The sequence below is a fragment of the Paraliobacillus sp. X-1268 genome (assembly GCF_003426095.1).
Classification (GTDB): domain Bacteria; phylum Bacillota; class Bacilli; order Bacillales; family Amphibacillaceae; genus Paraliobacillus_A; species Paraliobacillus_A zengyii.
Genome location: NZ_QJSK01000002.1, coordinates 287,771 through 314,046 on the forward strand (window position 1 = coordinate 287,771; position 26,276 = coordinate 314,046).

General features: G+C 35.9%; 20 protein-coding genes and 2 other annotated features. Of the genes, 15 read left to right on the top strand and 5 right to left on the bottom strand.

Annotated elements, in window-relative coordinates; all coding sequences use genetic code 11:
* Positions 1–5: 5 nt before the first annotated feature.
* The 3 genes from galT to D2K62_RS05930 are packed head-to-tail and all read right to left on the bottom strand — an operon-like array spanning position 6 to position 3,686.
* Positions 6–1,502 carry a UDP-glucose--hexose-1-phosphate uridylyltransferase gene (gene galT / locus D2K62_RS05920; protein ID WP_112182309.1) on the bottom strand — a complete coding sequence of 499 codons (1,497 nt, stop codon included), beginning with the start codon at positions 1,500–1,502 and terminating at the stop codon, positions 6–8.
* A 3-nt stretch (positions 1,503–1,505) separates the two neighbouring features.
* Entirely contained in the window at positions 1,506–2,501 is a 996-nt protein-coding gene (gene galE, locus D2K62_RS05925; protein WP_112182308.1) for a UDP-glucose 4-epimerase GalE, read from the bottom strand.
* Complete coding sequence (locus D2K62_RS05930) at positions 2,502–3,686, bottom strand: galactokinase (protein WP_117161082.1); 1,185 nt, start codon at positions 3,684–3,686, stop codon at positions 2,502–2,504. It abuts the gene before it with no gap.
* A 289-nt stretch (positions 3,687–3,975) separates the two neighbouring features.
* Here D2K62_RS05930 and D2K62_RS05935 point away from each other — a divergent pair, with 289 nt between their 5' ends.
* The 8 genes from D2K62_RS05935 (at position 3,976) to D2K62_RS05970 (ending at position 17,473) form a co-directional block, all read left to right on the top strand.
* On the top strand, positions 3,976–8,904 hold the full coding sequence (locus D2K62_RS05935) for a 5'-nucleotidase C-terminal domain-containing protein (protein WP_117161083.1): 4,929 nt from the start codon (positions 3,976–3,978) through the stop codon (positions 8,902–8,904).
* Positions 8,905–9,196: 292 nt separating this feature from the next.
* Positions 9,197–11,119, top strand: coding sequence for a BglG family transcription antiterminator (locus tag D2K62_RS05940; protein WP_117161110.1), 1,923 nt, complete (start codon positions 9,197–9,199; stop codon positions 11,117–11,119).
* Positions 11,120–11,351: 232 nt separating this feature from the next.
* Positions 11,352–11,642, top strand: coding sequence for a PTS lactose/cellobiose transporter subunit IIA (locus D2K62_RS05945; RefSeq protein ID WP_232827972.1), 291 nt, complete (start codon positions 11,352–11,354; stop codon positions 11,640–11,642).
* A gap of 25 nt (positions 11,643–11,667) precedes the next feature.
* Positions 11,668–11,982, top strand: a complete 315-nt coding sequence (locus D2K62_RS05950; RefSeq protein WP_117161085.1) for a PTS sugar transporter subunit IIB — start codon at positions 11,668–11,670, stop codon at positions 11,980–11,982.
* A 25-nt stretch (positions 11,983–12,007) separates the two neighbouring features.
* Complete coding sequence (locus D2K62_RS05955) at positions 12,008–13,270, top strand: PTS sugar transporter subunit IIC (protein ID WP_117161086.1); 1,263 nt, start codon at positions 12,008–12,010, stop codon at positions 13,268–13,270.
* Positions 13,271–13,364: 94 nt separating this feature from the next.
* On the top strand, positions 13,365–14,789 hold the full coding sequence (locus tag D2K62_RS05960; protein WP_117161087.1) for a 6-phospho-beta-glucosidase: 1,425 nt from the start codon (positions 13,365–13,367) through the stop codon (positions 14,787–14,789).
* Positions 14,790–15,130: 341 nt separating this feature from the next.
* Positions 15,131–15,688, top strand: a complete 558-nt coding sequence (locus tag D2K62_RS05965; RefSeq protein WP_117161088.1) for a nitroreductase family protein — start codon at positions 15,131–15,133, stop codon at positions 15,686–15,688.
* A gap of 342 nt (positions 15,689–16,030) precedes the next feature.
* Positions 16,031–17,473, top strand: a complete 1,443-nt coding sequence (locus D2K62_RS05970; protein WP_117161089.1) for a glycoside hydrolase family 1 protein — start codon at positions 16,031–16,033, stop codon at positions 17,471–17,473.
* A gap of 50 nt (positions 17,474–17,523) precedes the next feature.
* Here the strand turns inward: D2K62_RS05970 and D2K62_RS05975 are convergent, their stop codons facing one another.
* Positions 17,524–18,264: a MurR/RpiR family transcriptional regulator gene (locus D2K62_RS05975; RefSeq protein ID WP_117161090.1), complete on the bottom strand. Its 741-nt coding sequence runs from the start codon at positions 18,262–18,264 to the stop codon at positions 17,524–17,526.
* 115 nt (positions 18,265–18,379) lie between these two features.
* On the opposite strand from D2K62_RS05975, the gene D2K62_RS05980 reads away from it, so the two are divergent.
* The 4 genes from D2K62_RS05980 (at position 18,380) to D2K62_RS06000 (ending at position 22,802) form a co-directional block, all read left to right on the top strand.
* On the top strand, positions 18,380–19,948 hold the full coding sequence (locus D2K62_RS05980) for a bifunctional metallophosphatase/5'-nucleotidase (RefSeq protein ID WP_117161091.1): 1,569 nt from the start codon (positions 18,380–18,382) through the stop codon (positions 19,946–19,948).
* Positions 19,949–20,219: 271 nt separating this feature from the next.
* On the top strand, positions 20,220–20,786 hold the full coding sequence (locus tag D2K62_RS05985) for a helix-turn-helix domain-containing protein (RefSeq protein WP_117161092.1): 567 nt from the start codon (positions 20,220–20,222) through the stop codon (positions 20,784–20,786).
* 59 nt (positions 20,787–20,845) lie between these two features.
* Entirely contained in the window at positions 20,846–21,022 is a 177-nt protein-coding gene (locus D2K62_RS05990) for an IS3 family transposase (protein WP_117161093.1), read from the top strand.
* A gap of 985 nt (positions 21,023–22,007) precedes the next feature.
* Positions 22,008–22,802: a 3D domain-containing protein gene (locus tag D2K62_RS06000; RefSeq protein WP_117161095.1), complete on the top strand. Its 795-nt coding sequence runs from the start codon at positions 22,008–22,010 to the stop codon at positions 22,800–22,802.
* A 54-nt stretch (positions 22,803–22,856) separates the two neighbouring features.
* Here the strand turns inward: D2K62_RS06000 and D2K62_RS19270 are convergent, their stop codons facing one another.
* Positions 22,857–22,991: a hypothetical protein gene (locus D2K62_RS19270; RefSeq protein WP_255421356.1), complete on the bottom strand. Its 135-nt coding sequence runs from the start codon at positions 22,989–22,991 to the stop codon at positions 22,857–22,859.
* Positions 22,992–23,102: 111 nt separating this feature from the next.
* On the opposite strand from D2K62_RS19270, the gene D2K62_RS06005 reads away from it, so the two are divergent.
* The 3 genes from D2K62_RS06005 to trpE all read left to right on the top strand — a co-directional run bounded on the left by D2K62_RS06005 (position 23,103) and on the right by trpE (position 26,275).
* On the top strand, positions 23,103–23,651 hold the full coding sequence (locus D2K62_RS06005) for a 3-dehydroquinate synthase II domain-containing protein (RefSeq protein WP_117161096.1): 549 nt from the start codon (positions 23,103–23,105) through the stop codon (positions 23,649–23,651).
* An 81-nt stretch (positions 23,652–23,732) separates the two neighbouring features.
* Entirely contained in the window at positions 23,733–24,197 is a 465-nt protein-coding gene (locus tag D2K62_RS06010) for a C40 family peptidase (RefSeq protein ID WP_117161097.1), read from the top strand.
* Positions 24,198–24,288: 91 nt separating this feature from the next.
* Positions 24,289–24,541: a binding site (T-box leader), on the top strand.
* Positions 24,542–24,567: 26 nt separating this feature from the next.
* Positions 24,568–24,804 (top strand) — a binding site (T-box leader).
* A gap of 76 nt (positions 24,805–24,880) precedes the next feature.
* Positions 24,881–26,275, top strand: a complete 1,395-nt coding sequence (trpE, locus tag D2K62_RS06015; protein ID WP_198671275.1) for an anthranilate synthase component I — start codon at positions 24,881–24,883, stop codon at positions 26,273–26,275.
* The last annotated feature ends 1 nt before the right edge of the window (position 26,276 follow it).

The following is a 26,276-nucleotide window of genomic DNA, read 5'->3' on the forward strand; positions in this document are numbered from 1 at the left end:
TATATTTACCGATTTAAGGTTTCAAGGAAACGTTTAAACGCTTCTCTACCTTCATTATTCGACTTAAAGACACCAGAATCCTCTAAAACTCGGGTGAATTTTTTACCTAAAGCGTCATAAACGATTTCTTCCACGTTAGATTCACTCAAGTTAGGATGAGCATGCTTGATTTCCTCCGCCCATGCTTGATGATAAGAATCCACTTTGGTTTTACCATCAATTAAAAAGCTTTTAATTAAATCAATTTCAGATTTTAAACGAGGAGGTAGTACGGCTAACCCCATTACTTCAATTAATCCGATGTTTTCTTTTTTTATATGATGGACATCTTCATGTGGATGAAAAATACCAAAAGGATGTAGCTCAGATGTCCGATTATTACGTAAGACAAGATCTAATTCAAAGTGATCATCTCGTATCCGTGCAATTGGTGTAATTGTATTATGTGGTGTGGATTTAGTAAATGCTTTAATAGCAACGCTAGAATCACTATATTGCTTCCAAGTTTTCAAAATATGATCTGCAGCGTCAAGCAGATCTTCCTTTTGTTGACTACGTAAACGAATAACAGACATAGGCCATTTTACAACGGCAGCATGAACATGTGGAAATCTCTCTAATTCGAATAGGAATTCTTCTTGTGCTTTTGTCATTGCAAAAGTATATCTTCCGCCTTGGTAATGGTCGTGATTCAGAATACTGCCACCAACAATTGGTATGTCCGCATTGGATCCCATAAAGTAATGAGGAAACTGTTCAACAAAAGCTGTTAAACGTTCAAAACTTGCACGATTTATTTTCATGGGCCTATGCTCGCCTGCAAACAAAATACTATGCTCATTATAATAAACATAAGGAGAGTATTGTAAAAACCACTGTTCTCCTTCTAATGTAACGTCGATAATTCTGTGATTGGACCTAGCTGGATGTCCGGTTCGTCCAACGTATCCTTCATTTTCCGCGCAAAGTACACAATTTGGGTAGCTTACAACTTGCTTCATCGCACGTTCCCGTTTAAGTTGTTCAGGATCTTTCTCAGGTTTGGATAAATTAATAGTAATGTCTAAATCGCCATAGGGTGTTTGTGTCTTATAGTGAATATTCTTGGCGATTCGCTTCATTTGAATATAGTTACTATCTTTACTTAGTTGATAAAAGTAGTCTGTAGCAGCGCTTGGTGATTCCTTATATTTCTGATGAAAAATTGCGTTAATTTCCGACGGTTTCGATAAAAAGCAATCCATAATCTTTGCGCTAAGCATTTCCTTTTCATCTAAAATATCTGCTATTACTTTCGTCTCTATGGCAAAGGATAGCAGGGTATCGAGTAAGTCAGGAATGCTTCTATCTTCTGTTCCTTTATCTGGCTCTTCATACTTTTCCAATTGTAGCAATCCAAGTATTTGATTCCGTACGTAAATTTCATCACGTTCAGTGATCAACGCTTGCTTTATTCCTTTTTCAATTAATTGCGCTATATGTTTAAAGATGTGTTGATTCATGATCTACATTTCCTTTCGATAGCCATTTGGATGTTTTTGGTGCCAGCGCCAAGCATCTTGAATGATACGGTTTATCTCCGTTTTTTTAGGTTCCCATTTCAAGATAGTCTTCGCTTTTTCAGATGAAGCGATTAGTGTGCTAGGATCGCCAGCTCGTCGTTCACCAATTTTTGCAGGAATAGCATGGTTGGTCACTTCTCTAGCTGCTTGAATCATTTCTTTTACAGAAAAACCTTGGCTGCTGCCTAAATTAAAGATGTCACTAGCACTGCCACTTTGTAAATATTCAAGAGAAAGAATATGTGCATCTATTAAATCTTCGACATGAATGTAATCACGAATACATGTGCCATCTTCCGTTGGATAGTCTTCACCAAACACAGTAATATGTGGACGTTGCTCTAAGGCTACCTGTAAGATAATAGGAATGAGATGAGTCTCTGGTTGATGGTCTTCACCAATTACAGCTGTTGATCGCGCTCCAGCAACATTAAAATATCGTAATGATACATAACGTATACCATATGCAACTTCACACCACTTCATTAATTTTTCCATTGTTAGTTTTGTTTCCCCATAGGTGCTTGTTGGTAAAGTAGGCATTGTTTCTGTTATTGGAACAGACTCGGGTTCCCCGTAAGTAGCAGCCGAGGAAGAGAAGACAATTTTATCAATAGAAAACTCGTGCATTGCCTGCAATAATACTTGTGTACCATAAACATTATTATCGAAATACTTGAGTGGGTTCTCCATGGATTCACCAACTAAAGAATTAGCAGCGAAATGTAGGACTGCCTCAATATTTTCATTTGAAAAAACTTCACGTAAAAAGTCAATATCACGAATATCACCAGGGTAAAATGTTACGTCAGGATGTAGGGCCTCGCGATGCCCAGTTTCTAAATTATCAACCACAATAACCTTATGTCCTTGATCGATTAATTGATAGACCGCATGAGAACCAATAAATCCTGCTCCACCTAAAACCAATACTTGCATTTATAACACTCCTTCTGTTGTGATTTCCTTCGCACCATCTCCAATTGTTGCGAGGTAAAACGTTGCATCATAACCTATTTTTTCTTTATATATCGCATTGACATTTTCTTTAAAAGTATCCACCTCACTACGCGGTGTAATTGCAATGGCACAACCACCAAACCCTGCTCCTGTCATACGAGCTCCGATTACACCTGCTTGTTTCCAAGCAGCTTCAACAATTGTGTCTAGTTCAACGCCAGTTACTTCATAATCATATTGAAGAGAAATATGTGATTGGTTCATTAATTCACCAAACGCAACTAAATCTTCACTCTGTAACTTTGCTAATGCTTCTTTTGTTCGTTGATTTTCATACACAGCATGTTTTGCGCGTTGTTGATTTGTTTTGCTTTCAATTAAGTGTTTATGCTTTTCAAATTTCTCAATCGATAATTCGCCTAAACTTTTAATTTTTAATTCAGTTTGCAAATCTTTTAATGCTTGTTCGCATTGCGTGCGACGCTCATTATATTTGGATCCTGCTAGTTCACGACGTTTATTTGTATTAATGATCATAATCACATAATCCTTTAAATCAACTGGCGCGTATTGGTAATCTAGTGTATTGCAATCGAGTAAGATGGCGTGATCTTTCTTGCCCATACCTATTGCAAATTGATCCATAATACCACTATTCACACCAATATAGTTATTTTCTACTTTTTGGCCTAATTGTACCATGTGAATCCGATTGATACGTAGGTCAAACAAACTTTCTAATAAGACCCCAGTAACTAATTCGATTGATGCGGAGGAAGATAATCCGGCACCATTTGGAATATTGCCAAAGTAGAGTACATCAAAACCAGTCTCAATTGAAAATCCTTCATTGATTAAGCTAGCCAGCATGCCTTTAGGGTAATTAGCCCAATCATCTTTCTGATTATAGGATAAATCACTTAATGTCGTTGTAATGATACCGCTATCATCAAAGTTCATTGAATAGAAGCGAACCTTTGAATCAGTTCGTTTTAAAGCTAAAGCATAAGTTCCAAATGAAATAGAAGCAGGGAAGACAAAGCCACCATTATAATCGGTATGTTCACCAATCAAGTTTATTCGACCTGGAGCAAAAAACAGGCGAGGTATTACATCTGTTTGAAAAACACCTTGAAATTTCGATATTAATGTTGCAGTTTCCATAAAAATGAATCCTCCTCATTTAACTTAATTAAATTAATTTATTAACTATAATTATTATATGCTACTATTTTAAAATATTCAACTAAAGATCTTAAATTCCTAAAAACTTTATATTATTTGAAACTAGTAAAGTACTAATGTAGTAAAAAAGTCTCAAATGTAAATAAAAATTGACTGAAATTTAATAATTATTTACAAAAACCGTAAGATAACCTTACAAAAGTTTAATAATGTTCGGTTTTTGTGTGTTACAATAGAAAATGTAAAATATAACAATAGGAGGAAACAGATGAAATATTTATCATTAAAGAAGTTTATTAGTTTGTTTTTAATCGCAATTCTAGTATTTTCGAATTTCTCAAGTTCGCTTATTCCTGTAGTGAGCGCAGCAGAAAATGAAACGAAAATACAGGAAGATTTAATTATTTCTGAATATATAGAAGGGAGTTCTTATAACAAAGCTATTGAACTATATAATGGTACTGGGTCTACAATAGACTTATCAAATTATAGTCTAGAAGTTTATTCTAATGGTAAAGAAGAAGTAGGAAGTAGATTAGATTTAGAAGGAAATTTACCAAATGGAGAAGTATTAGTAATAGCGCATACCAGTGCAAGCGAAGAGATTAAAAACGTAGCAGATGTTCTTAATGGTGGCGTTACAAACTTTAATGGTGATGATGCTATAGTCTTAAAGCAGACAGATAGTATTATAGACTCGATTGGTAGAGTAGGAGAAGATCCTGGTTCATCATGGGAATCAGAAGGTGTAAGCACACTCGATGAAACTCTAGTACGTAAAGAATCAGTTGTTTCTGGAGACACAGATGTTACTGATGATTATGCACCATCAACAGAGTGGAATTCTTTTGAGAAAGATACTTTTGAATTCTTGGGGAGTTATGGAGATAATCCAGTAGACGAACCAGAAGAACCAACTGTTCCTGAAGAAGTAACAGACATTGCAGATGTTCGAGAGATGGCTGATGGGCAACTTGCAATGGTAGAAGGTATTGTTCTTGCTAGTCCAAGTTCGATTGGGAATGGACAATATTCTACGTATATTCAAGATGATACAGGTGGGATTAACCTATTTGCTTATGACCAAGGTGATTTTCCTACTTTGGAAAAAGGAGATAAGGTTAAGGTTTCTGGAGAACTTGAAACGTATAATGGTTTAAAAGAAATTGTACCGACTAGCGTTGAAGTGATTGATAGTGGACAAGTGTTACCTGATCCAAAGTCAATTACGCTAGCAGATATGCAAGATAGTGCAATCGCAGAAGGATATGAAGGAGAATTAGTTCATATCAATGGTTATATTAGCAATATTCCAGACAGCCCAGCTGGTGGTGGTTATAATATTTCCTTAGTTGATGAAGACTTTAATAGTACAACCTTACGTGTGATGGAAGGTTCGCTAGATATTGCAGCAATAGAAGAAGGAAAATGGTATGATGTGACGGCAATTATGAGTCAATACACTTCTTATCAATTGATTCCGACTGAAGCGAGTGATATCAAACTTGCAGATGAACAACCAGAAGCACCAACTGCAGCAGGTGTTTATACATCAACAGTCATGTACGTATCTGATGGAGATACAATTCGACTTAACACGCCAGTACTCGGAGCAGATCGGGTTCGATTTGTAAATATTGACACACCAGAGACAAGTGTAGCAGGTGCGAACGGTGTAGATGAAGCAAATCAGAAGGAACATGGTTATGCCGCAACCGAAAACTTAAAACAGCTATTACCTGAAGGAAGTACCGTTACATTAAAAATTGGTGAAGAAGCAACAGATGCATACGGGCGTTTGCTAGCGCAAGTAATTAATGAAAAAGGCGTAAACACAAATTTAGAACAAGTTAAACAAGGTTACGCGGTTTCGTATTTTATTTGGCCAGTTGGTGATGAGAACGAATATGCAGAATATCAAGCAGCCACAAGAGAAGCATTAGATAATGAGTTAGGAATTTGGAATCCAGAAAGTCCACTAAAGGAACTTCCTTTTGAATATCGTGCAATAACAGAAGGTGGAGATTTCGGTAGATATGTTGGAAACTCTGATACCAAAGAGTATGTTGCACCATTAGAGTGGGCGGAAGTGCCAGTAGATAAACGTATTTTCTTTGCTAGTGTAGAAGAAGCAGAAGCTCAAGGATATACAGCGGTAGAAGATGAAGGATCAGAACCTGTCGATCCACCATCAGATGACATTTTAGAAATTCAATTATTAAGTATGAACGACCTTCATGGTAAAATTGATCAAGAATATGATCTTGATATTGATGGAGATGGCGAAGTAGACGGTACGTATGGTCGTATGGATTATACATCGGCTTATATTAAAGACCGAGAGCAAGATAATGAGAATACGCTTATTGTTCATGCAGGGGATATGATCGGTGGAAGCTCACCAGTATCTGGACTTTATCAAGATGAACCTACTGTTGAAATAATGGAGGAAATCGGTTTTGATTTTGGTACAGTTGGTAACCATGAATTTGATGAAGGAACTACTGAATTACTTCGAATGGTAAATGGTGGAGAACATCCTGATGGCCTGGGTACAGAAGGTTATGATGGTATAGACTTTGACAATTTGTGTGCTAACTGTGTTTATAAAGACTCAGGAGAAACAATCTTAGATGCATATGCAATTCAAGAAATTGATGGAGAAGAAATAGGTTTTATTGGTGTTAATACACAGGCATCAGCAACTATGGTTATGCCTGCAGGAATTGAAGATATTGAATTTACGGACGAAACAGCGGCTGTCAATAAAGCAGCTGCAGAATTACAAGATCAGGGTGTAGAAGCTATTGTTGTTTTAGCGCATATGCCAGCTGACCAAGATGGTGCGTCTGCTACAGGAGATGCAGCAGATTTGGCTAACAATGTAAATGATGCAGTTGATATTATATTTGCTGCTCATAATCATCAAGTGGTTGATGCAGTAGTAGATAATAAATTAATTGTTCAAGCATCTGAATATGGTAAAGCTTTTGCAGACATAGATATCGAGATTGATAGAGAAACAGGAGATATTGTTACGAAAGAAGCAGAAATTGTATTCGTTGATCAAAGCGCAATGGAACCAGATGCAGCGGTAACAGAAATATTAGAAAAGTATGATGACTTAATTGCGGATAAGATGAATGAAGTATTAGGTTATAATGCGAATACAATGACAGGTAGTTATTCGAATGATGGTGACCATGGCTTAGGTAATTTAATTGCAGATGCAATGTTATATTCCATGGATAGTGACTTTTCTCTGATGAATGGTGGCGGTATTAGAGACCAGTTATTAGCAGGTGAAGTGACATGGGGTAATTTATATAACGTCATGCCATTTGGTAATACGTTAATGAAGGTTGAAGTGACTGGTGCTGATATGTACGAGATTATAAATGAACAATTATCTCCGCAATATGGACCAGATTACAGTGTTGGTGGAATGAAATATACATGGGATACTTCAACAAACGAAGCTATTGATATTATGTTTATGGATGGCACACCAATTGATGAAGATGAAACATATACTTTAACAGTAAATAATTATATGGGAACTTCAGAAGGGCCAATTAAAGATCTTGGTATGAATGTAGAAATGGGTCCAGTAGATTTAGACTCGTTTGTTGATTACGTCAAGAGTTTAGAAAGTACCGAAGCGAATCCAATTGATTACGCGGCAGAAGGACGTATTGTTGCAGTAGATAATGGATCGGATGAAGAATTAGGTGAAGTAACAATTGCGGAAGCAAGAAATGCAGAAGCTGGTACGGTTGTAACTGTAGAAGGTATTGTTACTACAACACCAGGTGCATGGGGAAGCAATGGCTTCTATATGCAAGATGAAACTGGTGGAACATACGTATATGGTGATGACAGTGTTTCTATCGGGGATATTGTAACATTTACTGCTGAAGCTGCAAGCTATAGTGGTGAGTTCCAATTATCTAGTGTAACAAATTTAGAAATTACTGGAACTACTGATGTACCGAACCCAATTGAATTATCACCAAGTGCAATTAATGACTCAAATCAAGGGCAATTGGTATCACTTAAAGGTGTAACGATATCAGGTCTTGAAGAAGTGAACAGTTATGGAACATTTGAGTTCACAGCTTCTAAAGATGGAGAAAGTATTCTTGTTCGTGTTGATAATCGAACAGGTCTCGTATACGATGAATTTGGATTTGAAGATGGCGATATAATTGATCTTACTGGTATTTCAAGTATTTTTAATGAGACATATCAGTTGAAAATAACTAGTCCTACTGATGTAAGCGAATATGTACCAGGTGAGGAAGAACCAACAGAACCAACAGAACCAACAGAACCAGAGGAAGATCAAGCAGATGAAGCGGGTAACGTTACAACAAAACCAACTGTTACAGATGGAAAAGCAACTATTTCTGTTGATGCGGTTGAAAATGTTGAAGAAAATGGTAAAGTGATCATTGAATTAAATGAAGAAGATGAAATCGAAGTAAGTTTGACAAGTGCCCAAATTGCAATGTTAAAAGCAAAAAATGCTTCGATCACAATTCAAACGAAACAAACAACTGTAACTATTCCAGCAAGCGTATTTGGAGACGGTGACACAACAGTTGATGTAGTAGCAGTTGATAGTTTAATGGTAAATGGAGAAGCAGCAATTAGTGGGATTTTTGATTTTACTATAACATCTAATGGTGTAGTTATCTCTGAATTTGCAGAAGACGTTACATTACAATTTAATGTAGACGATGATAAAGTAAGTAATCCAGAAGATGTGAAATTGTATTATTACAACCCAGAAACCTCTGAATGGGAATTAATAGGTGGAACATATCAAGATGGTATGTTAACTGCAATAACGACTCACTTCAGTATATTTACTGTATTTGAATTAGCGGCAGTTCCTCCTACTCCTGTTGATCCACCAGAAGAAGAACCAATTAATCCAGAAGAAGAACCAACGAATCCGGAAGAAGATGGTTCAGATAATGGTGAAAACGAAGGATCTGAAAACAGTGACGATACCGACACAGGCGATACAGATGAAAATGAAGAAACAGCTACAGCTACTTCTAGTGATGATGATGAAACATCTTTACCAGAAACAGCTACTAGTATCTTCAACATGCTACTAATGGGTGCTATGTTACTATTAGCAGGCTTTGGATTTTATCTATATCAAAAGCGTAGAGTATTAGAATAGTCTTTAAACCCGTTCATCACATCATGATGAGCGGGTTTATTTTTTGTCTTTTATGTGTAATGAAAATATATAACTGTATTGAAGAGTGAAATTTGTTGGTGGAATTAGACTTTGAGTATGCTATTATTTGTAAAGATAATAGCATACTATGTCGAAATTAAATGATTTCGATAAGATTGGAAAAGTCATAAACAAGCAAGAAATTTCCTTAGTAGAGGAAAATAATTATTCCCAACACATCATGAAAACGCTTTACAATGAAATGAAAGCTAACACCTATGGAGGGATTCTAATGAATACGAGGCATCAGCAAATACTCAAAGAACTAATCAGAGAGAGTACTCCAGTGACTAGTGAACATATAGCTAGCTTAATTCAAGTTACATCAAGAACGATTCGAAATGATATTAAACAATTGAATCAAATACTACGGGATTCCGGAGCTAAGATTATCTCAGAAAGAGGTCATGGTTACCATCTAGATATTATAGAACAAGATAACTTTAAAAACTTTATACACAGAATGATGGAAATGGAGGATTCGGTACCTGTCGAACCAGAAGATCGTGTTCACTATTTAGTAAAGAAATTTTTATTAAATCCTAATTATTTAAAGATTGAGGATCTTGCTGATGATTTATTTGTCAGTCGCTCAACGCTAAAAAATGATTTGAAAGATGTGAAAGTAGTACTCAGCGAATATCACTTAAGTTTAATGAAACGTCCAAATTATGGTCTAAAACTAAGTGGTGAGGAAAAGCATGTTCGTTATTGTATTGCCGAAGTATTGTTTAGTCGAACAGCAAGTACTGCTGGTAAAACAGATAAGCAGTGGTTACTTCCAGCAGATCAAATGGATGAAATCCGCTTAACTGTTTTAAAACGGTTAAAGGAATTTCAACTTAATTTATCAGATATAGCCTTGGATAATCTAGTTGTGCATATTGCGATCGCGTGTCGTAGGATTAAGAGTGAACAGTACGTAGAACAAATAAATAATGTTAATGCTGATGATAAAGATACAGAAAGCGAGAAAGAACATCAAGTTGCAAAAATGATTATAAAAGATATTGAATCAACGGTACAGTTAACTTTTCCAAAAGTAGAGATTTCCTATGTTGCGATGCATCTGTTGGGAACCAAGATATTCCTAAATAAGAATCAATCGGAAATTGTGAGTAATTTTGATCAAAAAATCATACAGACAGTTGATCGTTTGGTTTATCAAGTAGAGGAACAAATGAAGTTGGGTATTTCCAAAGATAGTGAGCTGTATGCAGGAATTGCGATTCATCTAAAACCTGCAATTCATCGCTATAAAAATCATATGAATATACGTAATCCAATGCTTGAAGCAATAAAAGTGAATTATCCAGTAGCATTTGAAGCAGGAGTAATTGCCAGTAGAGTTATTGAACACGAACATAATATTTTGATTGATGAGAATGAGATAGGTTATATTGCTTTACATTTTGGTGCGGCCATTGAACGGACTAAATTACAAGTCAAACCCAAACGTTGTTTAATTGTTTGTACTACTGGACGAGGAAGCTCGCAGTTATTACTTTATAAAATGCGTGCTAAATTTGGTAACCAGTTAACGATAATTGGTGCAACAGAGCTACACAATTTACCAAAATATAATGAAGATGATATTGATTTTATTGTCAGTACTGTAACGCTACCAGACTCGGTTAATATTCCGTATATAGTTGTTAGTACACTTTTAGGTAGCGGGGAATTAGACAAAATCACACAAGTTATAGAGGATAGAAGCATATCCCTTATTGATAAATACTTGGATCCAAATTTAATTTATTTACATTTATCTTGTTCTACTCCAATCGATGTTATCACTTTTTTAGGAAACGAATTGGTCAAACAAGGTCGTGCTAAGGAAGGAATTATTGCTTCAATCATGGAACGAGAAAATGCTGCTTCAACAAGTTATGGTAATCTGGTAGCAATTCCGCATCCGTTGATTCCAAAATCAGATCAGACTTTTTGGACGCTAGCTACGCTTGAGAAGCCAATTGATTGGGCGGGGAGCATGGTGCAATTTGTTTGTCTCCTTCATGTTGCTGATGAGAATCAAGAAAAATTAGAGCCGATGTATAAGAATTTAATTAAGTTTGTTGATAGCCGTGAAACAATTAAACAATTAATTAACTGTGAAAACAAACAAGAAGTGCTTGATATATTAAGAAGAATGTAGCCATTAACGTTACATTCTTTTTATTTTGGTTGAGAAAGTAACAATATGGCGCAGTAATTACATATTGTTTTACTCTGGTTATTATATTCCGTTAAGTACGGAAAAAGGTTAACTTTAGATGAAAGCGTTTTACATTTAAGATGAACTTAAGAAAGAAAGTAAGAAAAACAAATAAACAAAAGATATAAGGAAAGAAAGGGAGGGCTTCCGATTGGATAATCAAGAGATAATCATGGGGATAATCGTTAACGGAGGAAATGCAAGAAGTAATGCAATGCGAGCAATTGCTGCCGCAAAACAAGAAAAATTTGAAGAGGCAAATCAATTCATGGAGCTAGCTAGTGAAGATTTAAATAAAGCACATCGAATTCAAACAGATTTAATTCAAGCAGAAGCGCGTGGTGATAAAGCAGAAATTTCATTATTAATGATCCACGCACAAGATCATCTGATGAATGCAATGACTGTTAAAGACTTGGCTACAGAGATGATCCACATGCATGAAAAAATTAATAACTTATAAAAAATATCAATTGGAGGAATAAAAAATGAAAAATATTCTATTAGTATGCGCAGCAGGTATGTCAACAAGTATGTTGGTAAGTAAAATGGAAAAGGCAGCAACCAGTAAAAATGAAGAGGTGAAAATCGAGGCCACATCAGGTGGAGATATTAAGAAACACATTAAAGAGGCGAATGTATTACTTCTTGGGCCACAAGTTTCTTATCTGAAGGATGATTATGAAAAGCAATATGGTGGTGCAGATGGAATACCTGTAGAAGTAATCAACAGTCTTGATTACGGCATGATGAATGGTGAAAAAGTCTTGGATTGGGCTCTTGAATTAATTGATTCAAAATAAATTATAATTAGAGAGGAAGAATTTCATGGCTATAGCAGGATTCCAACAAAAACTACAGTCTTTCGCAGGTAAGATAAGTTCAAATAAGTACTTGAAAGCAGTATCTGACGGATTAATGTCAGCGCTACCGGCCCTTATTATAGGCGCATTTTCAACATTATTAAGTGGTATGGCAATTGAACCATATCAAAATTTCATTACGAGTACAGGATTAAAACCGCTCTTAGAACTACCAAGTCAGTATACAATAGATATGATAGCGTTGTATGCAGTATTCTTTATTGCTTATCGATTGGCGACATCATTTGATAAAGATGGTGCACCAGCTGGTTTAATTGCACTAATGTCATTCTTTATTTTAACACCAACAGGCATTTTAGATGAAGCTGCTGTTCTGCCATTTCAATTTTTAGGTGCACAAGGCCTATTTGTTGCAATTATCGTTGGTATAATAAGTGCAAGATTGTACGTTTTAATTGTGGATAAAGGTATAACAATAAAAATGCCTGATGGCGTGCCACCGACAGTAGCAAAAACATTTGTTGGTTTAGTACCAGCGATTATAATCGTTGCATTATTTACTATTGTAAGTTTCTTATTTAGATCAACAGATTTTGGTAGCATGCATGAACTTGTCTATTCATTTATTCAAACACCATTACAAAACTTAGGTGGTGGATTCTGGTCACTTGTTGTTATGATTCTAGTTATTCATATTTTGTGGCTTTTAGGTATTCACGGTATGCTTGTTGTTTTACCAATTTATTTAACTATATGGATGCCGTTAGGGGTGGAAAACTTAGATGCCTTAGCCGCTGGTGAAGAACTCCCAAACATTGTTAACACTGGATTTGCTCAGTTATTTTTCATGCTTGGTGGATCGGGTGCAACATTAGGTCTTGCGATAATTATGTCGTTCATGGCTAAAAGTAAACGGTATAAAACATTAGGTAAATTATCTTTACCAGGATCAATTTTTGGTATTAATGAACCACTGATTTTTGGTTTACCGATTGTATTAAATCCTTATCTAGCCATTCCCTTTGTAGTAGCACCTTTAGTAGCATCAATTATTCCATATTTCATGATGTCTACAGGGATGATTACAAAGTTAGCGGGTGCACACTTACCGCTTGGAACACCAGCATTCTTCAATGCAATCGTGCAAGGTGGTTTTTCAATATTGATTTTACAGATCGCAATGGTAATTTTAACAGGATTAATTTACTATCCGTTCTTCCGTGTAATAGACAAGCAAGCAGCTAGCGAAGAAGAATCTGCAGAGTAATCAGTATTGTTCAACTGGTATGCGGTAACAGTGCATACCAGTTGTTTATAGTAAAAATTCAGTTAGATATAACGATAATTGAGGAGGATTAAACATGCCATTAAGTAAAGATTTCTTATGGGGCGGTGCAATTGCTGCTAACCAAGCAGAAGGTGCATATAAAGAAGATGGAAAAGGTATGGCTTTGGTTGATGTTTTACCAGCAGGGCAAGAAAGAAGAGAGGCTCTGTTTAATCCAGAGGTTGCATTAAAGACAGAATATAATTATTACCCGAGTCATGACTCCATTGATTTCTATCATAATTATAAAGCGGATATTAAACTTTTTGCGGAGATGGGTTTTAAAGTATTCCGGACATCAATTTCTTGGCCACGGATATTTCCTAATGGTGATGAAACAGAACCGAATCAAAAAGGTCTAGAATTCTATGATAATTTATTTGATGAATGTAAGAAATATGATATCGAACCATTAGTAACTTTAAACCACTTTGATACACCACTGTATCTTATTGAAGAGTATGGTGGGTGGAGAAATCGCAAATTGGTTGATTTCTATGAACGATACGCAAAAGTTGTCCTTAATCGGTACAAAAACAAGGTGAAGTATTGGTTGACATTTAATGAAATTAATATGCTCCTACACATCCCATTCTTTGGTGGTGGTCTTGTTATTAGAGAGGATGAAAACGCTGATCAAGTCAAGTATCAAGCGGCACATCATCAATTAGTTGCAAGTAGTTTAGCTACTAAAGCAGCGAAAGAAATTAATGGCGAAGATTTCATGATAGGGTGTATGTTAGCCGCTGCTGAAATCTATCCCTATACATGTCATCCAGATGACTTACTAAAATCAGTTAAAGAAAATCAAAAGCAATACTTTTTTATTGATGTTCAATCAAGAGGTGAATATCCTTCTTATGCAAATCGATTGTTTAGAGAATTAGATGTAGAAATTGAGATGGAACCAGAAGATAAAGTACTATTAAAAACGTATCCTGTTGATTTCATTTCTTTTTCTTACTATTCTTCTCGATTAACAAGTGCAGATCCGGAAGTGAATAAACAAGCAACATCTGGAAACGCCTTTAAATCATTAAAAAATCCATATTTAGAATCCTCTGATTGGGGATGGCAAATTGACCCAGTTGGATTAAGGGTAACGATGAATCAAATGTATGATCGATATCAAAAGCCATTGTTTATTGTGGAAAATGGCCTTGGTGCAGTCGATGAATTAACGGAAGACAATACAGTAGAAGACGATTATCGAATTGAATATATGCGTGAGCATTTGAAGGAAATGATAGAAGCTGTAGATGATGGGGTTGATTTACTTGGTTACACTTCATGGGGATGCATTGACATAGTAAGTGCTGGAACCGGTGAAATGAAGAAACGTTATGGTTTCATTTATGTTGACCTGGATAATGAAGGGAACGGGACAGGTAAACGATATAAAAAGAAATCGTTTAATTGGTATAAAAAAGTAATCGAATCAAATGGTGAAACTTTATAATAACGCTTGAAAAGTCTGTCAAAGAGGTGACAGACTCTTCTGTATTTAGTTATCTTATAAAAAGTTTATTTTATAAATTCATAGCATTAGAATATAAAATACTTAGTAGATAGAAACTGCGACGTAACATGCCGCTTCTGAAATATACTTCGCTTTCCGTGCCTGCGGAAAGGGAGTCAATTTCACTTGAAAAGCGTGTCAGGTGATTCTGTTATGTCGCAGTTGATAAATATTTTATGTCTGCATCAATCAATTGTTTTAAAAGGCAATTATTTTAACTTTTCGAAAAACAATGTGATATACTGGATGAAAACAATTCTCAATTAATAGGGGGAGAAAGCATGCAATTATCTGAATTGATCAAAGAAAGACGCTCGATCCAATTATATGAAGACCGTCCAGTGGACATTGAGCAATTAAAGGGCATGTTAGATACTGCAGTTTGGGTGCCAAATCACAAAATGACTGAACCATGGAGATTTGTAATTGTTCATGGTAATTCGATTGAAAAAGTTGCAGAATTAAATCGTAAGTTCTCTGCAACAGGAAGTTCAGAGGAAGCTAAAAAACAAAGTGGAGAGAAGGCTTATAAAAAGATAAAGGACGTACCCGTTTTGTTAATGGTGATCATGGATGAGAATCCAGATGCAAAACTTAGAGAAGAAGATTATGCTGCAACAAGTTGTCTCATTCAAAACTTTAGTCTACTAGCTTGGGAACAAGGAATAGGGATGATATGGAAAACTGGTGCATTGACTACGCAAGCTAATTTCCGTGAATTGATTGGGGTAAAACGTGGAGAGAAAGTTGTGGGAATGCTTCAAATCGGTTATCCAGCAAAAGTACCGAAAGCAAGACCTAGAACAGATGTACAAGAGAGAATTGAAGAGTTAAATTAACTTATTTAGATGGACCTACACTTGTAGATCCATCTTTTTTTACGAAAAAAAGATGTTTACTATACTAGTAAACATCAAAAAAGGGGCTATTACTTCGTGAGAAAGCTACAAGTGATAGTTATGCTTTCTTTGAACACTTTAATTATATCAAATCTATAATAATCTAGTATGAAGAACAAGTTAAAAGAATGTAAATTTTTACATGAATATAGGAACGTCATGTTTTTATTCTGAAACAAATTCCTAAATGAAAAACAAGTGCCAATCTTACCGTGTAATTCCTATTTATCAAATAAATCGTTTATTATAAAGAAAGAGTAGAATGATATAAGGAGGATAATGATGGAACATAAAAATTATAAAGCATTCCCAAACAATTTTCTTTGGGGTTCAGCTTCTGCTGCATATCAAATAGAAGGCGCTTGGGAACAGGATGGTAAAGGCCCGTCTGTTTGGGATACTTATACAAAACAAGAAGGAACAACATATAAAGGTACAAATGGTGATGTAGCGGTTGATCATTACAATCGTTATAAAGAAGATGTGAAATTAATGGCGGAGATGGGTTTGAAAGCATATCGTTTTTCTATCGCGTGGAGCCGTATTTTTCCTGAAGGAAGCGGAGAAATTAATGAAGCGGGTTTGCAATTTTACGATGATTTAGTTGATGAATTGATTAAGAATAATATTGAACCGCTTATTACAGTTTATCATTGGGACGTACCTCAAGCGTTAATGGATAAGTACGGAGCCTGGGAGTCACGAGAAATCATTGAAGATTTTGATCTATATTGTCAAACACTATTTAATCGCTATGGAGACCGTGTGAAATATTGGGTTACGCTTAATGAACAAAATATTTTTGTGGGGCTCGGCTACCGATCTGGTGTTCACCCTCCTGGCGTTAAAGATTTAAAGCGAATGTATGAGGCTAATCATATTGCAAACCTGGCAAACGCTAAAGTGATTCAATCATTTCGTAAAATAGTTAAGGATGGAAAGATTGGACCAAGCTTTGCTTATTCTCCTGTTTATCCATACAATAGTGATCCTAAAAATATTCTTGCTGCTGAGAATGCGGAGGAATTTAACAGCCATTGGTGGATGGATATTTATGTCTGGGGCAAGTATCCAGAAGCAACGTGGAATTATCTAGAGGATAATGGTTTGGCTCCTACTATTGAAGATGGGGATATGTCACTACTTGCTGATGCAAAACCTGATTTCATGGGTTTAAACTATTATCAAACAACGACTGTAGAATTTAACCCACTTGATGGTGTTGGGGAAGCTAAGATGAACACATCAGGCAAAAAGGGTTCTTCACAAGACTCTGGTGTACCAGGACTATTTAAAACGATTACGAATCCTTTCTTAGGAACAACAGATTGGGATTGGACAATTGATCCACGTGGATTACGGATAGCTTTACGTAGAATAGCGAATCGCTATCAACTTCCGGTTTTAATCACGGAGAATGGGTTAGGTGCATTTGACGATTTAGAAGCAGATGACAGTATTAATGATGATTATCGAATTGATTTCTTAGAAACACACGTAGAGGAAATTCAAGGTGCTATCAGTGATGGTGTTGATGTACTTGGATATTGTACATGGTCATTCACTGACTTACTTAGTTGGTTAAATGGTTATCAAAAACGATATGGATTTGTTTACGTTGATCGTGACGAAGAAGGGCCAAAAGATTTGCGACGATTGAAGAAAAAAAGTTACTTTTGGTATCAAGCGGTTATTAAAGCAAATGGTTTAGTGAATCGCAAATAGGTCAATAAAAAATGAAAGTCTACTAGACTTTCGTTTTTTATTTTAAATAATTATTTTTGTTTGGGACTCATCTCTTGATAGGTTGTTTTAGCTAAGCGCTCAAGTAAATAAATAACTGGAATTTGTGTTGTTAAATTTGTGTCACCTAAAAATTCTGCACTAGCGTAGTAAGCTAAATTGTAGTTTGACATTTTTGCTAAAGAGCTATCGGCTTTATTAGTAAGACTTACAATAATACTGCCTTCTTGTTTGAACTGATTGACCTGAGATAAGGTTGCTCTTGATTCTCCTGAAACTGATAATACAATCGTAATGCTATCTTCTAAATATTGTCCGTGAATTGGTAAGTACGGATCTTTAATATATAAAGAAAATTTCTTTAAACCAGAAAAATAGCGTGATCCATATTCAGCTAAAATCCCAGAGCTACCAACACCGATAAAGACAACGTGTTTTGCCTTTGCTATAACTTGAGCAATCTCTGTAATTTTTAGTTCGAAATCATGGGTGAGTGTCCGCTCTAGAAATTCTGTTAGACTACTCTCTCCATCTATTAAGGTAGGAGTATCTGCTTGTTGTTCTAAATACATTTTTAATTTTATTTTAAATTCAGAGAAACCATTACAATCAACCTTTTTGCAGAAACGTAAAATAGTTGTTGTGGATACGTGTGTTTCTATCGCTAGATCTCGAATTCGCATATAGATTACTTTATCGATGTGATTGATAACATAGTTGTATAGGTTATATTCTAAGTCGGAGAATGTGGCTATTTGTTCGCTTGTAAACATAATTCGTCTCCCTTTGTGTTCGTTAACATTATCAATAGTATTATATCATTTATTTCTCCTAATGAACTTTTTTAGGTACAATAGAGACAAAGAAAGATTTATAAGGGGGACAAACATGGAAACGAAAAAAATAACACTACTGTACACAAGTGATGTTCATGGTTATATTTTACCGACAAATTACAGTGATCACCAGGAACGAACATTAGGCCTTGCGAAACTAGCAACGCTAATTAAACAAAAAAAGAAACAGGAGAATGTTATTTTACTTGATAATGGTGATTTAATTCAAGGTAGCCCATTTACATTTTATCATGCTAAATATCATCCTAATAGACCTAATCCGATGGTAAAGGTAGCAAATGAAATGGGTTATACCTCATCGGTTTTGGGTAACCATGAATTTAATTATGGGTTGGATTATCTAAGAAGTGTTGTTGAACAAGCGGATTTCCCATGGTTATCAGCTACTGTTGTGAATAAGGATAATAATGAGCCAGCTTTTGGGACGCCCTATTTAATTAAGGAAGTTGATGGCATTAAATTTGCAATTTTAGGTATCACTACACATTACATACCTAATTGGGAAGATCCAAAAAACATTACTGATCTAGCATTTGTTGATGCAGTAGAAGCGACAAAAGAATGGATAGCATATATTAAAAAGGAAGAACAGCCTGACGTTTGTATTGTTTCTTATCATGGAGGTTTCGAACGGGATTTAGAAACTGGAGAACCAACGGAACCGTTAACAGGTGAAAACCAGGGTTATCGTATTTGTCAGGAGATTGAAGGGATTGATATCTTGCTAACGGGGCATCAACATCGATCAATTGCAGCGAAGCTTAATGGTGTGACAGTTGTCCAACCAAGTAATAATGCTCAATTATTAGGTGAAATTGGGTTAACACTAACGAAGGAATCTGAGGATTGGGTACTGAACGATGCAGAACCAAATTTGCTTGGGATAGATGAAAATATCGAAGCCGATCAAACTGTCGTTAATCTTGTCCAAGATTTAGAACAAAAAACACAAGAATGGTTAGACACTCCAATTGGTAAAATGGATGGTGATATGTCGATAACGGATCCACTTGCTGTTCGTTTAAAAGAACATCCTTTCGTGGAATTTATAAATAAAGTGCAGATGGACATTGCAGATGTGACGATTTCGAATACTGCTTTATTTAATAATGCCTCACCAGGATTCCCGACAAATGTGACGATGCGTGATATCGTGTCAAACTACGTGTATCCAAATACATTAAAAGTCGTTCGCATTACTGGAAAAGATATAAAAGATGCTCTAGAGAAATCTGCTACGTATTTTGTTATTGACGAAGATGGAGAAATTGCTGTTAATCCGGCCTTTTTCAATCCTAAACCGCAACATTATAACTATGATATGTGGGAAGGAATTGAATATGAGTTGAAGATCAGTAATCCGATTGGAGATAGAGTTACATTCTTAAATTACCAAGGTGCACCGATTAGCTATGAACAGGAATACGATGTTGTTATGAACAATTACCGTGCTGGTGGTGGTGGTAACTTTAATATGTTCCAAGGTAAGCAAGTTGTTAAAGATATCCCAACAGATATGACAGAGTTAATTGCGAATTATATTATAAATCAAAAAACGATAAAAGTTAGTAATAATAGCAATTGGAAAGTTGTAAAATAGAATCATATTCTTCATCCATAGTGTTACTTATTAAAATACAGATTTGATAGAAACTGCGACTTAGTGGAGCTTTTTAACCCGCTACGTTAGCAAATGGTTTCGCTTTCCGGTGGGCACAACTTCAGCTATCTATAGAAGCAAATGTTTTAGGTGGGCTGAGTAATCGCAGGCCCAAAGAACGCTTCTATAGAGGAACTTCGGTTTGTGGGATTGCGATTTGTGATGCACCCCAAAAGTTAGAGTAAAAATATAACTTTTGGGGGTGTTTATTATGGTCACAAAATACAGCGATAGTTTAAAGCTAAAGGTAGTAAGAGATTACCAGGAAGGGTATCTAGGATTGAGAAGTGTAGCTGATAAACATGGCATACGGTCAAAATCTCAAGTTGACAGATGGGTGAAGGTATACGAGAAGTTTGGTGCAGAAGGATTAAAAACTAGTAAGCATAAAGAAACTTACTCTGTTCAATTTAAGTTAGATGTATTAAGCTTTATAAAAAGAACAGGTTCTTCAGAAACAGAAGCCGCCCTTCATTTTGGGTTGAAACAACCCACTCGAATAGCTTCATGGAAAAAAGTATTTCGTGAGCGTGGTGCTGAAGGCCTGGATAGAGCGAAAGGACGGTCTCCTATGTCTGATACATCTAAGCGTAGAAAGAATAAACAAATAAAAGAAAAAGATAGAACAAACGAACAAAAATTAGTAAAAGAAAACGAACTTCTTCGTTTAGAGGTCGAATACTTAAAAAAGTTGCAAGCTTTTCAGATGGATCCGGAAGGTTATCTCGAAAGGCACAAGCAGCGTTATCATTCGAACTCAAAAAACAATTCCGATTAAAAGAAGTTTTATACGTAGTCGGTATTCCTGAATCCTCTTACCATTATCATATAAAAAGGATGAAGAAGGAGAACCCAGACAAGGAGCTAGAAGAGCTTATCCAAGCAATCTTTGATGAAAATGATGCAAGCTATGGCTACCGTCGTATTTATCTCGCGTTGCGAAACAAAGGGTATAAAGTGAATCATAAAAAGGTTCAACGTATCATGAGGAAATTAGGCCTAATGGTAAAGTAGTTTTGGCGAAAAATACGTAAATACAATTCTTACAAAGGTACGGTTGGAAAGGTTGCGATAAACCGCATAAACCGTCGTTTTTATACAAATGTGGTGCATCAAAAATTAACAACAGATATTACAGAATTCAAATGTGCTGGTGGCGTAAAATTATATTTAAATCCAATTATGGATATGTTTAATGGCGAAATTCTTTCGTTTGAGATGAGTAAACGAAAGAATTTAGAACTCGTGATGAAACCCTTAGAGCAAGCATTAGAAATAGTAAAAGGCTCCAGATAAAGAACAACAATTCATTCGGATCAAGGATGGCATTATCAACACAAAAAGTGGGTAAAAGCGCTTAAAGAAAATAAAGTTTTTCAAATTATGTCAAGAAAAGGAAACTGTTTAGATAATTCACCAATAGAAAACTTTTTTGGTTTACTAAAACAGGAGATGTATCATGGAGTGCTGTTCTCATTGGAGTCTCAACCATTTACTTCCTTCGCTGGTGCCTAATTACAAATGATATCAGCATGGATAGAAAAGATGAATATTAGCGTATCAAGTTAAATTGGCGACACTCCTGCAGGAACAGCACGGGCTGAAGATCCACTCGGAAAGCGTACTTTGCTTATCCGAGTTAGCTGAAGCCGTGCCTGCGGAAAGGGAGTCAATTTCACTTGAGAAGCGGGGCAAGAAATTCTGTTACGTCGCATTTGATGATAATTCAGTCATAAAATACTATCTTTTAGAAAATAGTCTTAACGAAAAAAGTAGTTTGGATAAGTTATCCAAACTACTTTTTTACATATTTATTTGTAAAAATTCAGAAAGATTACATTTCTATGTATAAAATGCTAGATTATTGCCCCACAATTACATTATGACAAATAAAAGCCCGAAACGTAAACGTTGCAATGAAGTCTTAAACGCATTGTAACCACAAACGCAATTGTCTATGTTACGATTGGGCTTGTCACAAAAATAAGGAGGGAAACAGATGAACAAAAAAGTCGTAGCATTCGCTATTGGATTAAGTATAGTGGGTACAGCTACAACAACAGCATCTGCAGAAGAGTACCAAGTGGTCAAAGGAGATAGCCTTTGGGAAATTGCCCAAGAATACGAAAGCTCAGTAGATGAGCTCAAGGAAATAAATGAACTAGAGAAAGATATGATATTTCCTGGTCAAACATTACAAATAGATAAAGAGATTGTATATATAGTTAAAAAGGGCGATTCTTTAAGTGAAATTGCGAGTGAACATAATGTTGAAGTAGACGAATTAATAGAATGGAATTCACTATCTTCTGATTTAATTTTAATAGATCAAGAGTTACGTATCCAATCTGTTAAACAGGTAGTAAATGAGCCACAAACAGCATCTGCTGAAACAACAGAAACAGTAGAGGAATCGGAAGTAGAAGAGACTCCAGTAGCTGTAGAAGCTGAGGAAGTTGAAGAAACTACTACTAGTGAAGCAAATGCATCCGAAAATCCAGCTGGTGAAACTATAACGGTTACTGCAACAGCGTATACCGCTGAATGCACGGGCTGCTCTGGTATTACAGCAACAGGTATTAATTTGAACGAGGATCGCAATAAAAAAGTGATCGCAGTTGATCCATCTGTTATTCCATTAGGTACAAGAGTATATGTGGAAGGATATGGAGAGGCAATTGCTGGCGACACTGGTGGAGCGATTAAAGGAAGTAAGATTGATATTCACGTACCAACTAAAGATGAAGCTTTTCAATGGGGCGTTCGTACAGTTGACGTTACAATTTTAGATTAAATAGAATCGGAAGTGCGTATATTAAACGCACTTCCGATTTTTTTCTGTTTATGTTTAAGAATCTTGAATTAACGTTTCTTCACTTTGTTGTTCTACTTTTACGCCATGTGTGGGAGAGTTTTGTACGATACCAACCACACTAAAACTTATAATTAAAAGAAGAAATAAGAAGACTAATAAGTTCCTCACTTTGTATCCTCCTGTTTGTCAATCTAGGTTATATTGTATATGATGAACACTATCATTGGCTATAGAAAATTTGTGAAAAAGCAAATTTTATTATAGAAAGGGAGTAATAAAATGGAAACATTAGCAATCGCTGAAGTGATAAGTGTTACATCGATCGGAATGGGGACACGAGTGTGTTTAGATGTGATTGACAAACTAGAACCTGTAGAAGGTTTACTTGTTGGAAATACAGGAAATGGCTACCTATTAATTTTATCAGAAAATCGGTCAACAAATACATATCCACCACGTCCATTTCGTATGAATGGTGGTGCGATTCATCAATATCTTTATTTAGGAGAAGGTAAAACAACCTATTTATCAGAAGTGAAACCGGGTTTAGAGGTTCCAATTTGGCTAGGTAATGAAGCTAGAAAAGTAGCGGTAGGACGAGTTAAAGTGGAGAAGCGCCCTTTCTTAAGGGTAGTGTGTCAGATAGAAGGAACGGAACAAGAAATCTCGGCAACCTTACAAGAAGCTGATAGTGTCCATGTTTTAACTGCAGATGGACATGCAAAGGCTGTCCTTGATTTAGAAAAAGGTGATCGAATAACTTGCTATCCAGACCAACCAGGCAGACATTTGGGTAATAAAATTGATGAAGAGATAAGTGAATATTAATCTATTAACAAGTTATACTAAGGTATGAAGAAAATAAGTATAAAGTGTTAGGAAAGAACGCAAGTGAGGAGGTGGCTAAAGTTGTCTAATAAAGAAGTCCTATTGCAACCAGGTGATGTTATTTATTCATCAAAAAGCCTTTCTACTTTTTTAGTCGGTCATTGTGGTATCGTAGGGCATGACAATAGAATATACCATTCTCATCCAAAGGGAGCATTTGCTGATACGGTAAAGCAGTATAAATCTCGTCATCCGCATGGTGGGCGAGTAACCTTGCTTCGTCCGTTACGCGGAGGGGAGAAAAGTGCTTCTTGGGCCCAAGATAATATTCAACATGTAACAAGTTATTCATTTCATCCACATTTAAGTAATAAACAAAAGAACTATTGTTCAAAATTTGTTTGGCAAGCATATTGGTTTAGTTTAGAAGAAGATATTACCGGGAGAGATCTCACAAATAAAAGGAGATGGTGGATTCGCACGCCCCTGATTCGCTACTCCCCTGGATTTTCTGAGATTGGTGTTTGGGAGATAGCAGACCTGTAGAGATTAATTATCTAAAATGTTTGAAAATTCAAGTATACCTGTTGACAAAATAATGGTAGCATATTATGATAAGAGACAAGATAGCAAACGGTTATAAGTGTTGACGAAGAGTAGTAGCTTATTTATTTCACTAAAGAGAGCTAGTGGTTGGTGTGAACTAGTGTGGACGATAAGTAAATGGACTTCTGAGCTTTCAAACCAAACCCCTTATTCAAAGGGTAGTAGGCTTTGACGATTTAGTCTCATCGTTATCTGAGACAACTACTCGAGTATTCTACTCGGCTAGTAAAGTGAGCTGACTTTCAGCTAACTAAGGTGGTACCACGGGTTTCCTCGTCCTTTTCGGATGTAGGAAACCCTTTTTTTATAGGTGAAATTGTTGAAGTAAGAGTAGTATGCTTGTCTTTTTCTTATCATAGAGAGCCGGGGTATAGCTGGAAACTGGTATAAGAAAGAAGCAGAATGGACTTACGAGAGCTTTTCTGAACGGTTAAAGCTTAACTAGTAGGAAAGGTCGGATTATCTCCGTTATCGGATTAACGAGTGGAAGAGTAAAGAGATATTCTTCAACATAGAGGTGGCACCGCGGTATTAAACCGTCCCCTATACATGCAATTGAATTGTGTGTATAGGGTTTTTTTTATTATCAAAAATAACGTAATAAATAAAAGGAGCGAATAAAAATGATGGAGACAAAATCGCAAAGTATATTATTTGAAAAGATACAAATTAACGGTGATACTTTAACGCCAATCTCGGTATATAATCGGATACAAGGAAAGAAAAAGTTCCTATTAGAAAGTTCTAGTGGTCATGGTGAAAAAGGTCGTTATTCCTTTATCGGTTTTGAACCTTTTAAAGAAATTGTTGGTGATAGCAGTCGAACATTTGTTTATGACAATCAAGAAGATACGAAAGAAGAAGCGTTTGGAAACCCATTGGAAGTTATTAAACGTCATATTCCACTTCAAACACTTGATTTGCCTTTTGCTTTTTATGGTGGTGCGATTGGCTATATTGGATATGATACGATTCGTCAGTATGAAGATATTGGTAGACTATTAGATGATGAAATCGAAATGCCAGATGTCCATGTCATGTTCTATCAAGACGTTGTTGTTTTTGATCATAAAAAACAAACGGTAACAATAATTGCAACCAACTTAGATGGTAAACGGACTAAAAGTCATTTAGTTAAACAGTTGGAGAGAATACAAGCAGATGTAAAGAAACATGTAGAAGAAAACGTGGAAGAGAACATCAAAGTTTCTTTCAAACCTTCTATTAATAAACAAACGTTTATGGAAATGGTCGAGACCGCAAAACAACATATTACAGATGGCGATATATTTCAAGTTGTTCTATCACAGCGAATGATAGCAAGCTTTGATGTTGATCCATTTACTTTTTATCGCAGATTGCGTTTAGCAAATCCATCACCATATATGTTTTTTATCGATTTTGAGAAGTATATTGTCTTAGGCGCTTCCCCAGAAAGTTTGATTAAAACAAAGGGTGACCAACTGATTACAAATCCAATTGCAGGGACTAGACCGCGTGGTACAACCGTTGTAAAAGATCAAGCGTTAGCTGAAGAGTTATTAGCTGATGAGAAAGAACGTGCAGAGCATAAGATGTTGGTTGATTTAAGCCGTAATGATATCGGTCGTGTTTGCCAGGTTGGCACGATTACGATACCGAAGTTTATGACGATTGAACGTTATCAGCATGTCATGCATATCGTTTCAGAAGTTCAAGGCAAACTTAATAAAGATTTTACTGGTATTGATGCGCTTGTATCCACCTTGCCAGCTGGAACAGTATCTGGTGCACCAAAGATAAGTGCGATGCAAATTATTAATCGTTTAGAAACAAAGAAACGAGGCGTTTATGCTGGTTCTGTTGGATATATCAATATGAACGGTGATGTAGATTTAGCGTTAGCAATTCGCACAATGGTCATTAAAGGAAAACAAGCATACGTGCAAGCGGGAGCAGGAATTGTTTATGATTCGGATCCAGCATCTGAATATCAAGAAACATTGAACAAAGCAAAATCATTATTGGAGGTAAATTAAA